12 protein-coding genes are annotated in these 12,102 nt (G+C 39.7%); 5 read left to right on the top strand and 7 right to left on the bottom strand.

The features are described 5' to 3' along the window. Positions 1 to 8: 8 nt before the first annotated feature. From flgC to HWV03_RS04610, 4 genes are all read right to left on the bottom strand, one after another. Positions 9 to 428, bottom strand: coding sequence for a flagellar basal body rod protein FlgC (gene flgC / locus HWV03_RS04625; protein WP_211678690.1), 420 nt, complete (start codon positions 426 to 428; stop codon positions 9 to 11). Positions 429 to 430: 2 nt separating this feature from the next. Beyond that, positions 431 to 826, bottom strand: coding sequence for a flagellar basal body rod protein FlgB (gene flgB / locus HWV03_RS04620; protein ID WP_211678688.1), 396 nt, complete (start codon positions 824 to 826; stop codon positions 431 to 433). 326 nt (positions 827 to 1,152) lie between these two features. Continuing rightward, positions 1,153 to 1,977: a CheR family methyltransferase gene (locus HWV03_RS04615; protein WP_211678686.1), complete on the bottom strand. Its 825-nt coding sequence runs from the start codon at positions 1,975 to 1,977 to the stop codon at positions 1,153 to 1,155. A 54-nt stretch (positions 1,978 to 2,031) separates the two neighbouring features. Further along, positions 2,032 to 2,967, bottom strand: a complete 936-nt coding sequence (locus tag HWV03_RS04610; protein WP_211678684.1) for a chemotaxis protein CheV — start codon at positions 2,965 to 2,967, stop codon at positions 2,032 to 2,034. A gap of 165 nt (positions 2,968 to 3,132) precedes the next feature. Between HWV03_RS04610 and flgA the strand changes: the two genes are divergently transcribed. The 3 genes from flgA (at position 3,133) to HWV03_RS04595 (ending at position 4,669) form a co-directional block, all read left to right on the top strand. Next, positions 3,133 to 3,834, top strand: coding sequence for a flagellar basal body P-ring formation chaperone FlgA (gene flgA, locus HWV03_RS04605; protein WP_211678683.1), 702 nt, complete (start codon positions 3,133 to 3,135; stop codon positions 3,832 to 3,834). A 73-nt stretch (positions 3,835 to 3,907) separates the two neighbouring features. Then, the gene (gene flgM / locus HWV03_RS04600) at positions 3,908 to 4,222 is read left to right on the top strand and encodes a flagellar biosynthesis anti-sigma factor FlgM (RefSeq protein ID WP_211674273.1); all 315 of its coding nucleotides are present in this window, start codon (positions 3,908 to 3,910) and stop codon (positions 4,220 to 4,222) included. A gap of 18 nt (positions 4,223 to 4,240) precedes the next feature. Further along, the gene (locus HWV03_RS04595) at positions 4,241 to 4,669 is read left to right on the top strand and encodes a flagella synthesis protein FlgN (RefSeq protein WP_211678681.1); all 429 of its coding nucleotides are present in this window, start codon (positions 4,241 to 4,243) and stop codon (positions 4,667 to 4,669) included. Between the two features lie 26 nt (positions 4,670 to 4,695). Here the strand turns inward: HWV03_RS04595 and HWV03_RS04590 are convergent, their stop codons facing one another. After that, positions 4,696 to 6,063 carry an L-serine ammonia-lyase gene (locus HWV03_RS04590; RefSeq protein WP_211678679.1) on the bottom strand — a complete coding sequence of 456 codons (1,368 nt, stop codon included), beginning with the start codon at positions 6,061 to 6,063 and terminating at the stop codon, positions 4,696 to 4,698. Positions 6,064 to 6,432: 369 nt separating this feature from the next. Between HWV03_RS04590 and HWV03_RS04585 the strand changes: the two genes are divergently transcribed. Together HWV03_RS04585 and pyk are read left to right on the top strand one after the other, a co-directional pair. Further along, positions 6,433 to 7,281: a MurR/RpiR family transcriptional regulator gene (locus HWV03_RS04585; RefSeq protein ID WP_045111479.1), complete on the top strand. Its 849-nt coding sequence runs from the start codon at positions 6,433 to 6,435 to the stop codon at positions 7,279 to 7,281. Positions 7,282 to 7,459: 178 nt separating this feature from the next. Beyond that, a complete protein-coding gene (gene pyk, locus HWV03_RS04580; RefSeq protein ID WP_211678677.1) occupies positions 7,460 to 8,896 on the top strand; it encodes a pyruvate kinase in 1,437 nt (478 codons plus the stop codon). Positions 8,897 to 9,052: 156 nt separating this feature from the next. On the opposite strand, the gene HWV03_RS04575 is transcribed toward pyk, so the two are convergent. Both HWV03_RS04575 and HWV03_RS04570 read right to left on the bottom strand, forming a co-directional pair. After that, positions 9,053 to 11,341: an acyl-CoA dehydrogenase gene (locus HWV03_RS04575; RefSeq protein ID WP_211678675.1), complete on the bottom strand. Its 2,289-nt coding sequence runs from the start codon at positions 11,339 to 11,341 to the stop codon at positions 9,053 to 9,055. Between the two features lie 85 nt (positions 11,342 to 11,426). Continuing rightward, positions 11,427 to 12,074 carry a TetR/AcrR family transcriptional regulator gene (locus HWV03_RS04570; protein WP_211678673.1) on the bottom strand — a complete coding sequence of 216 codons (648 nt, stop codon included), beginning with the start codon at positions 12,072 to 12,074 and terminating at the stop codon, positions 11,427 to 11,429. Positions 12,075 to 12,102 lie beyond the last annotated feature (28 nt).

Here is a 12,102-nt window from a genome sequence, read left to right as displayed (position 1 = left end):
ACCCTCTATTAACCTTGACCTAACGTTAATGTCTTATTCAACATTTGTTTAGCAGAATCAGCTATTTGCACGTTAGTTTGGTATGAACGAGATGCGCTAATCATGTTTGCCATCTCTTCCATTACGTTTACATTCGGACGATATACATAGCCATTTTCGTCAGCTAATGGATGATTTGGATTAAATTCATTAACTAATGGCGCATCACTTTCTACAATCCCTGCAACATTCACGCCAACTGCTTCATTTTGCGCAGCATTAGCTTGATCAAATTGTGCTTTGAAAATAGGATAACGCGCTTTATAGGTCTCACCGGCGCTACTACTCACACTATTCGCGTTAGCAAGGTTACTCGCGGTTGTATTTAAACGAACCGATTGTGCACTCATTGCCGAACCGGCAACGTCAAAGACTCGAAATAAACTCATAATTATTGTCCTTTAATTGCCTTGCGCATAGTTTGAATTTTACTGCTTAAAAATGACAGTGATGCCTGATATTCCATGCTGTTTTGCATAAAGCTAGCACGCTCAGTTTGTACATCAACTGTATTACCGTCACCAGTATCGGGTTGATTCGGAATTCTATATTGAAGATCAGACGCCATATCCCTGCCGCCTGATATATGACGTTCACTGGTTTTTGATAAGTTAAAACTGCTGCCCTGGGTCGCACTAGCAAGTGCATCCTTAAAGCTTAAGTCTTTCGCTTTAAACCCTGGCGTGTCTGCATTAGCAATATTACTGGCTAATACCTCTGCACGACGCTCTCTTACGCCAACAGAATATTGGTGTATACCCAATGCATTATCAAAATTAATAGCCATGAACGCCTCCTATAACATTTATATCGTAATCAATCGCAGGATAATTACGATGATACAAATGATGAAAGCAACATATGTGCCAAAATAGGTAATTAGAGATTCGCTTTATTTAACCCATAAATCAAAAAATAAATAATAACCTTAAAATCAGCACCTTAAGCTTATATTAAGGTGGTTTTTATGAACGTTATAATTTAAAGGCATGAGAGGAAATACAGGAGGCTATCTAAAGATAAACTGTTAAATCAATTTTTTGACGGTTTATGGCGATCAATTATAGCCAATAAACGAACATCCATGTTCAAGCCGTAACCGTTACAAATAAACTATTTTAACCTATAGACTATCCCTGGGTTACAACGGACCATTTCAAACTTATCCGTTAACCCAGTCAAGGATTCTGATGCGCCTAAGAAGAGGTACCCACCCGGCTTTAATGATCCTGCAAATTGATTAAGGATCTGACTTTTAATCTTTGGGGAAAAGTAAATCAGTACATTACGACAAAAAATAATATCGAACTTACCGAGCAAAGCATAGCTTTCCAATAAATTGATTTCACGAAATGTCGTTAACTGCTGCACGTCACGATTCACCTGCATTTTATCATCAGGTAGTGTCGTGAAAAACTGACGCTTACGTTCAGGAGACAGGCCCCTGCCAAGAGCCAAGCGATCATAAACACCATCTTTACAATGCTTAATCATAGTTGGGGATATATCCGTACCGACAATTTGTACATTAGGCTTCACTAAACGCTTAATCTTTTCTTGCGTTTCAATCGCAGACATTGCTATTGAAAACGGTTCTTGTCCAGATGAAGAGGCGGCAGACCAGATCTTAATTGGCTGACCTTTATTCATAAATTCAGGTAAGATCTGAGCCTGTAAATACTCAAACGGGTAAACATCACGAAACCACAACGTTTCATTAGTGGTCATCGCATCAATAACATCATTACGTAAATCACGCGCTAACATAGTCATCGATTTTTGTACTAGCTCAGTTAAACTCGTCATTTTATGCTTTGCCAATAGTGGCAATAAGCGACTTTTAACTAAATATTGTTTATTTTGCCCTAATACAATACCACACTGAATTTCAAGAAATTCACTAAAACGGGTATAAACTTCATTTGACAATGTTTGCACTATTTTTTACTCAACTTTCTATATGAAAATACATTTATTCAATACAACTATTCCCTAGCTAGGGTCTGCTGCTTTTAATGCTTTTAAAACCGCACCCGCAAGTTCATCGGGATTAAATTTTGCGATAAAATCGTTTGCGCCAACTTTAGTTACCATCGCCTGATTAAACACACCACTTAACGACGTATGTAAAATAATATATAAACCATTCAATGATTGATCATTTCTCACTTCTGCAGTGAGTGTATAACCATCCATTTCTGGCATCTCAATATCTGAGATCATCAACGCGATTTGGTCGGTAATTGGGCCATTGGCAGCCATTTCACGAAGTTTATTTAATCCGTCTCGACCATCTTTAGCTAATACTATCTTAAAGCCAAGGTCAGAGACTGCTTTCTTAATCTGATTACGTGCAACACTTGAATCATCTACAACAAGAATCACTTTCTCTATTTCTTTCGTATCTATTTGTGTTGCCGTTTCAAGTATTCCTTCACTAACTTCCATTTTCACCGGCGCCACTTCATGCAGGATTTTCTCCACATCTAAGACTTCAACAAGTTCTTTATCAACTTCTGTCACAGCCGTTAAATAGCTAAATCGACCAGTACCTTTTGGCGGGGGTAAAATAGCTTCCCAGTTAATGTTGATAATACGTTCAACGCTCGAGACTAAAAAGCCCTGTACTGAACGATTATATTCAGAAATAATGATGAATGCCTTACTTAGATCCTCAATTGGACGACCACCAGTGGCTAAGCTTAAATCAATCACAGAGATCGTTTTTCCACGTATATGAGCAACGCCACGCACTACACGATGAAGCTGAGGCAGAGTCGTTAATGGCGGACATTGTAATACTTCTTTTACTTTAAATACATTGATACCAAAACGCTGACGCCCGTTTAAACGGAACATAAGTAATTCTAGACGGTTTTGTCCGACCAACTGTGTCCGTTGATTGACCGTATCGAGTAATCCTGCCATTATTCATCCTTAGGTAAATGTTGCTTATTTTCAACATGGCTTAAATATTGCTTACCACTGTATTATTCATTTATATTTGTTGTTTACAGTATAAAACAGTCAAAAGTTTGGCTCTTAAATCACTTTATACGTAACCGTTAATCTTATATCGGCTTAGAAACCTAAATGCTTAAATATATTTTTTCATTGTTGTTTTTCTATTGTTTTAGTTTGGTGAGTTATTTACCACTTGCGAACGCAACAACAGATCAACATCATGTTATTGAAGAGTTTGCAGAATCTTTTATCAAAGCGCAACTACCTAGCTCTCAGAATGAAAGAGTAAGTATAGAAGTAACAAAAATTGACCGCAGAATAACAGTAACTCAGTGTGAAGGTAATATGTCTGCAGAGTTAGTTGGTAATAAAAGCTTACAACGCTCCGCGACAGTAAGAATACGTTGCAAGCGTGCTGATGGCTGGCAACTCTACGTACCAATAAAGATTATTCGACTAGTACCCGTGGTGGTTAGCAATCGACCTTTATCAAAAGGTAGCCGATTAACGAAAAACAATACTAAAATAGAATATATGAACCGTTTATTATTACGCTCAGGTTATATTTCGGATTTGACTTTTGTTAATAGAGCACGCTTAAAGAGACCACTCTCGGCTGAACAAATGATCTCAACACGAGATATATGTCTTGTGTGTAAAGGTGAAAGCGTTACAATTACCAGTTCAGTGGGCAATCTAACCGTAAAAACTGATGGTGTAGCATTGGCTAACGGTATTTTGGGTGAAAAAATCAAGGTGCGTAATAGTAAATCGAAACGAACTGTTTCGGGTATTGTCCAAGCAGCAGGTATTATCCAAATAAACTATTAAATTTTGCTAAAGTTTTATTGTCATAAGTCGATAATCTTTTAGTACACCTGTTTACAATTCAATAGGTAGAAAAATGGCCATAAATTTAACCAATTTAAATAACCGTAGTCTCCAGCTAGATCAAGCAAGAAGTGCGCAGCAGAAAACCAGTGTTCAAAATGGTAATCCGGCTCAAACTTCACCGCAACGTATAGCACAAGGCGACTCTGTTAATATTACATCACAAGCCAAAAGTTTGACCGCTATGGAACATGATTTAGCTCAAGGTACACCTGTTAACACATCGAAAGTCGAAAGTTTGAAAAAGGCCATTGCTGATGGTAGCTATCAAGTTGATGCGAATAAATTAGCAAAGAATATGTCTAACTTCGAATCTTTACTTGCATAACCGAGTACCGTAACAGAGATGACAATAAAAGCATTGCCCGAATTACTCGTTTTACAGGTATCTTATGTAGAACAATTACTGGCTCTACTGACAGCTGAAAAATCAGCGTTAGAGTCACGCGACGTCACGGCACTAGAAAAGCTCAGTCAAGATAAGCAAGAAAAAATAACCCAAATTGCCGAACTCGATGTCAAAATCAACCAGCACCCTGATGTTGCAGAATTACTCTCTACCTACTTATCTCAAAAACAACAAATTGAAACAGAACTCACTCAATGCCAAGAATTGAATGACGTTAACGGTAAGTTGATTGAACTCAATCTGCGTAATTGCAAACGATTAACTGATACCATCATCCGTAGTCGCTCACGTAATAATATTACCTATGATAAGTTAGGCCGTACTCGCGGATCATCTTCGACCCTAGGTTTAACATTCAAATCCTGATCCAGCGCCTTACTGTTATATTTGAGTTAACAAACCGTCACATTAATTGCTAAACCGCCTTTCGATGTCTCTTTATATTTATTCTTCATATCATCCCCTGTGGCTTTCATTGTTTTAATCACCTGATCAAGCGATACCTTATGGTCTCCAGCTCCCATACGCGCCATACGTGACGCATTAATCGCTTTCACCGCACCAATGGCATTACGTTCAATACAAGGAATCTGAACCAAACCAGCTATCGGGTCACAAGTTAGCCCCAAATTATGTTCCATGCCTATTTCAGCAGCGTGCTCAACTTGCTCTAGTGTCCCGCCTCTTATTGCCGTCAAGCCTGCAGCGGCCATAGAGCAAGCAACACCGACCTCGCCCTGACACCCCACTTCAGCGCCAGAAATAGAGGCATTTTTCTTATATAAAGTCCCAATTGCGGCACAGGTTAATAGGTAAGTTTTTATTTTATCTTCTGTTAATGGGCTAACGAACTGATCATAAAAATACATCACGGCAGGAATAATACCGGCAGCACCATTGGTCGGCGCCGTAACAACACGTCCACCAGCCGCATTTTCTTCATTCACGGCCATCGCATACATATTAACAAAGTCCATGCCGTGAAACGTATCATCTTTGGCATCTGGCGCCTGTAATCGCTGGTATAACCCAGGTGCACGACGGCGAACCTTTAAACCTCCGGGTAAAATGCCTTCTTTACGACAACCTCGATGGATACAATCAACCATGATGCTATGCAACTGTAATAGCTTTTTGTTGATGACATCATCGGGATTTAATTGGCGCTCATTTTCATACATCAGCTTGGCAATAGATAACCCGTGTAATCGACAAATAGAGAGGAGTTCATCAGCACTATCAAATTTATATTTTGGCGGTATCTTGGCATTCGCTTCCAATGGCTGTTCGATGTGATCATGGTCGATAATAAAACCACCGCCAATTGAATAATACGTCTTACTCAATACAATATTATCTTGGCTTAAGGCTGTTATCGTCATCCCATTACTGTGATAAGACAAGGTTTTACGCTGGTGCAGTATGATGTTTTCAGCACGCGTAAAAGGCACAAATCCAATCTCGTTCAAGTCAATGCCTTGTTGTGCTTCTATTTTCGTTAATATTGCGGGCACCAGCTCAGAATCGATCTTGTCTGGTTCATAACCTGCTAACCCCAAAATAACCGCGACATCACTGCCATGACCAGCCCCCGTCTGTCCTAACGAACCAAAGAGTGCAGCGTTAATACCTAAAATAGATTCACTATTATCGAGTGCTTTAAGCTGTTGTAAGAAATCAAATGCTGCGCGCATAGGACCTACAGTGTGTGAACTCGATGGCCCAATACCAATACTAAACATATCAAAGGTACTGATCATAAAATACTCCCTGATTAATGAATATTACTTACTGTAGGTATAGCACATGATTGTTTGTGCAATTTTATTACTATTTTGAAAACATATTACGACTATAACTAGTTATAAACCTACATAGATTTTGCTTGTAAATTCGTCATTATCACGATGTTTATGCTGTTTAAGCTACTTTAACCATAATAAAGTCACAAAAATCTGTGGAACGATGCTAAACATAAGTAAAAAATGTAATAATAGTTCGACTTACTTCATATTTTTTACATAATTCACGTAATAAATATCCATCAAGGCTTATAATGCTGCTATAGATTCGCATTTACCTTCATTACTTTATCATGCGCCCATTGCGGAGCTTGCCAGGGAAATATCATGAGTATGCTCGAAAAAATAATCCAAAATTTAGAAATATTCAGTAAATCTGAAAAAAAGGTTGCTGATGTTATTCTAGAATCTCCGCAATCAGCTATTCATTCAAGTATTGCGACACTTGCCAAAGTTGCAGATGTAAGTGAACCGACAGTTAACCGTTTTTGCCGTCGTCTAGATACCAAAGGTTACCCTGATTTTAAATTACATTTAGCACAAAGTTTGGCTAACGGTACCCCGTACGTAAACAGAAACGTAGAAGCAAACGATGGCCCTGAGGTTTACACGCAAAAGATCTTTGAAACGACTATCGCTCACTTAGACTCAGCAAAAAATAGCTTAGATCCAGAAGTGATTAATAAAGCGGTTGATCTACTTATTCAATCGAAACAAATTTCATTCTTTGGCTTAGGTGCTTCTGCATCGGTTGCCCGTGACGCTGAAAATAAATTCTTCCGTTTCAACGTACCCGTCATTTGTTTTGATGACATTATGATGCAACGCATGAGTGTAATTAACAGTACTGAAGACTCGGTAGTGGTATTGTTCTCACATACAGGCCGTACTAAAAGTATGGTTGATGTGGCGAAACTCGCACGTGAAAATGATGCAATCGTGATTGGTATCACAGCACAGGACTCACCACTAGCAGAATACTCGAATCTGGTTATTTCACTTGATGTAATGGAAGATACTGACGTATATATGCCTATGGCATCACGTGTCGCGCAATTGGTACTGGTTGATGTACTGGCGACTGGTTTCACATTACGTCGCGGTGAAAAGTTCAGAGAGAACTTAAAGAAAGTAAAATCCGCAATCAAGGATTCACGCTTTAACAAAATAGATTAATCTAAAAATGGCCGCTGATATGTGGCCATTTTTATTTCCCCTATCACTTTTTTACTTATTTTGTCACCAAACGGTAATCAAGCCTTTGCATACTAATACGATTTAAGATCACCTTTTGTCTGACAGTATTTAAATAACATACTTTAAAATATCATCTCATTATTCATATGGAGTCATTATGTTACGTCGTACTAAAATTGTAACCACCTTAGGTCCAGCAACAGATCGCGATAATAATCTAGAAAAAATTATTCTTGCTGGTGCTAATATGGTACGTATGAACTTTTCTCACGGTAACGCCGAAGACCACATCAAGCGTGCCGAAGACGTTCGTGAAATTGCTAAAAAACACAATAAACACGTGGCTATTTTAGGTGACTTACAAGGTCCTAAGATCCGCGTATCTAAATTTACAGATGGAAAAATTCACTTAAACCTAGGTGATAAATTCTGCTTAGATGCAACATTTGATAAAACTGCGGGTAATAACGAATGCGTTAGTATCGATTATCCAGAGCTAGCAAATGATGTTTTCGCGGGTGATGTACTGCTACTTGACGATGGCCGTGTACAATTAAAAGTAACCGAAATTAAAGGTCAGCAGATCCACACAGAAGTGACGGTAGCAGGCCCATTATCAAATAACAAAGGTATCAACAAGCAAGGTGGTGGTTTATCTGCTGAGGCGCTTACTGACAAAGATAAAGCTGATATCCTTACCGCAGCTAAAATTGACGTCGACTTTATTGCGGTTTCTTTCCCGCGTAACGGCAATGATATCAATTATGCGCGTGAACTTGTTCGTGCTGCAGGCTCTAATGCGAAAATCTGCGCCAAAGTTGAGCGTGCAGAGACTGTAGCAACAAAAGAAAGCATGATAGATATCATTCTAGCATCTGACGCAATTATGGTTGCACGTGGCGATCTAGGCGTTGAAATTGGTGATGCGGCACTTGTGGGTGTACAAAAATCACTGATCCACTTATCACGTAAATATAACCGTGTTGTGATCACCGCAACACAAATGATGGAATCAATGATCAATAGCCCAATGCCAACGCGTGCAGAAGTGATGGACGTGGCAAATGCGGTTCTTGATGGTACGGATGCGGTCATGCTATCTGCAGAAACAGCGGCCGGTGACTACCCTGTAGAAACAGTGAAAGCAATGGCTGAAGTATGTTTAGGTGCAGAAACACACCCAAGTATGAATGTCTCAAACCACCGTATCGAGTATACATTCGATTCAGTTGAAGAAACCATTGCGATGTCGACGATGTATGCGGCGAATCACTTAAAAGGTGTAAAGGCTATTGTTGCATTGAGTGAGTCAGGTACTACGCCATTATTGATGTCACGTATTAGCTCTGGCTTACCGATCTTCTGCTTATCTCCACATCAAAAAACATTGAATGCGACAGCCCTTTACCGTGGTGTAACCCCACTACTATTTAACACGGAAGGCTTATCTCAGGAACGTATCATAGAAGGTACTTACGCGGTACTTAAAGAAACAGGTCAGGTGCAACCTGGTGATATTATCTTGTTCACATTAGGCGATAAAATGGATACAGTAGGTTCAACCAACACCAGTAAAATCCTAAAAATAAAATAACTGTATTCCTGTACTCAATGAGTCCAGCACTAATAAAAGGTTAAGCGTCGTTTTATAATAATGCTTAACCTTGTAGAAAAGAATACAGACATAAAAAAACCGAGACTACTATAAGATAGCAGTCTCGGTTTTTTTCATGAGTGGCTCAGTTAAAACTTAAGCTACTTTATCGTCTTTTATTACTTTTGAAATTCCCGCAAACTCTTCTGGAGTGAATGAGTCAACGTTAATCGCAGCAAAACGTAGTTTATCAGCAGCAAGTAATTCGTCTGCTTCAACTTGTGTAATGATACCTTTTTCAACAGCAAGTGGCGCTGCAACGTTTACAGCTAACTTACGTGGTATTGTACCTTTAGATGCAGCAATTGCGATTTTCTTCTCAATTGGCTGAACTTTGTACATCGCTTGGAACGCAGCTTCCATATCGAACATTGCCGTGTTTGCATCTTTCTCGTCACCAACATAACAAAGGTGTGTTAGACGGTCACGCGCTTCGCTTGGTTTAAGCAGTACTTCACAAATTTCTTTTGCAATATCATCTGCAGGCATTTTGTAGCTGATGCCGAATGGGAATACCACAACTTTAAGTGTATTTGCAATCGCTTTGTTACCGAAGTTTTGGAAGAAACCAGAAAATGCTTTACCAATTTCAAACAAGTTACGTTCGATAGCCCAAGACAGCATAGGTAAATCTTCAGCTTGACGACCTTGCTCTTCAAAATGTTTCAACGTTGCAGATGCAAGGTACAAGTTACTTAGTACATCACCTAAACGTGCAGAAATCATTTCACGACGTTTCAAGTCACCACCAAGCACAAGCATAGATACATCAGCACACAATGCTAATGCTTTACTCATACGCGTAAGTTGCTTGTAGTATTTCTTCGTTGGACCCGATACAGGCGCAGAGTTTAACATGCCGCCAGTCAGACCTTGGCCTAATGCACCAAAGAAATTTTTCGTACCAAAGGCAATATGCTTAAACAATAATTCGTCAAATTGCGCTAATGCTTCTTTTTCATTTGGATTGGCAGCCGCTTGTAATTCACCGAGTACATATGGGTGACAACGTGTTGCACCTTGACCAAAGATCATTAGGTTACGCGTAAGGATATTTGCACCCTCAACCGTAATAGCTACCGGAATACCCCAATAAGCGCTGGCTAAATAGTTCTTAGGACCACACTGAATACCGCTACCTGCTTGTATATCAAGTGCATCATCAATAACAGTACGCGCCATTTCAGTCATGTGGTATTTAGAGATTGCCGTAACAATCGCAGGACTTTGACCAAGATCTAGTGCACCAGTTGTAAATTTACGCGCTGCTTCAAGTTGGTAAGTTAGGCCACCAATACGAGCCAGAGACTCTTGCACACCTTCAAATTTACCAATTGATAAACCAAACTGTTTACGTACATATGAATAAGCACCCGTCATACGCGCAGTTAAATGGCCACAAGCACTGCCTAGAGCGGGTAAAGAAATACCACGACCAGCAGATAGACATTCAACCAACATACGCCAGCCTTTACCAACCATTGGTGCGCCACCGATAACCCAATCCATAGGAATGAATACATCGTCACCATAAGTGGTACCATTCATGAACGCCAGACCCATTGGGTAGTGACGGTCGCCAATTTCAACACCTTCGTGTGACGTTGGGATTAATGCACATGTAATACCGATATCAACGTTGTCACCCAGTAGACCATCAGGATCTTGCAGTTTAAATGCCAGGCCAAGTACAGTTGCAACAGGTGCTAACGTAATATAACGCTTACTCCACGATACGCGGATACCAAGCGTTTCTTTACCTTCAAATTCTTCTTTAACTACGCGCCCCATATCTGGAATACCACCAGCATCAGAGCCCGCTTCAGGACCAGTCAGTGCGAAACATGGTACTTCAGTACCATTTGCTAGACCTGGTAACCAACGATCTTTTTCTGCTTGTGTACCGTAATGTGCAAGTAATTCACCCGGACCTAATGAGTTAGGAACCATTACTGTTACAGCCGTAGATAAACTACGTGTAGCAATCGTTGTTACAATCGTTGAGTTAGCGTAAGAAGAGAATGCTTTACCGCCGTATTCTTTTGGAATGATAAGCGCAAAGAAGCCGTTTGATTTAATGAAATCCCAAACTGGTTTTGGTAAATCACGATCTTCATGAACGATTTTATAATCATCCAGCATCGACATTAATGTTTTAAGTTCGTTATCAATGAAGCTTTGCTCATCTTTAGTTAACTTAGGCGTTGGGTAGCTAAGCATTTTATTCCAATCAGGATTACCTGCGAATAAATCACCATCCCACCACACACTACCAGATTCCATTGCTTCCTGCTCTGTTTGTGAAAGCGGTGGCAAGATGTTCTTAAACACTTTAAATAATGGTGCTGTGATATTATTCTTTCTAAACTCACTCATTGCGCTCATAACGATTTCCTTTTGTTTCACTATTTTGATGCTGTATTTACAACTTTGGATCTGAATTCACAACATCCAAATAGCTAAATTGCATCTACATGCTTGTAGTTTCTGTTGAGGTGTTCATTCCAGATGCCAAATAAGGGATCACTTTACGAATTAGTCCCTCGACATCAATATCTTGGTTAAAATCTGCTTTCGCAATATCCATCAATGCGCCGCTTGAGCCCATCGTAAATACTGCTGTACCCAGGGTAAAATGTAATCGCCAAAAGAGCTCTTGCGATGACAACGCTGGGTTCGCTTTCAATAAAGCCTTAGTTATGTTGGCTAAGACTTCACCGTAATGCGTTGTGGTATACCAACGTAAATGCCCTTGCTCATCAGTATAACTTCGACCAAGCAACTGCATAAAAATCACGGTACCATTTTTACTTTGTTGCTCTAACGCTAATAGCGGATCAACAAAACAGTTAAACACATCTAACAACGATGGTTTTTCAGCTTGTGCACATAAGGCGGTTAACTTCTCATTCAGTAGGGGCATGAAGAGTTCGAGATGTCGGGCGATAACCGCCTGAATCAATTCTTTCTTAGAACCAAAATGATAATTAACCGATGCCAAATTCACACTTGCTCGTGTAGTTATCAAGCGTAAAGAAGTATCTGAAAACCCATGTTCAGCGAACAAACTTTCGGCTGCATCGAGAATGCGAGTTTTTGTATCCAACTTACTAACCATAATTAACCCTTTTTAAACGAACGTTTTA

Origin of the sequence: Moritella sp. 36, from assembly GCF_018219415.1 — a bacterium.
Classification (GTDB): domain Bacteria; phylum Pseudomonadota; class Gammaproteobacteria; order Enterobacterales; family Moritellaceae; genus Moritella.
This window is presented reverse-complemented; position numbering and strand designations above follow the sequence as displayed.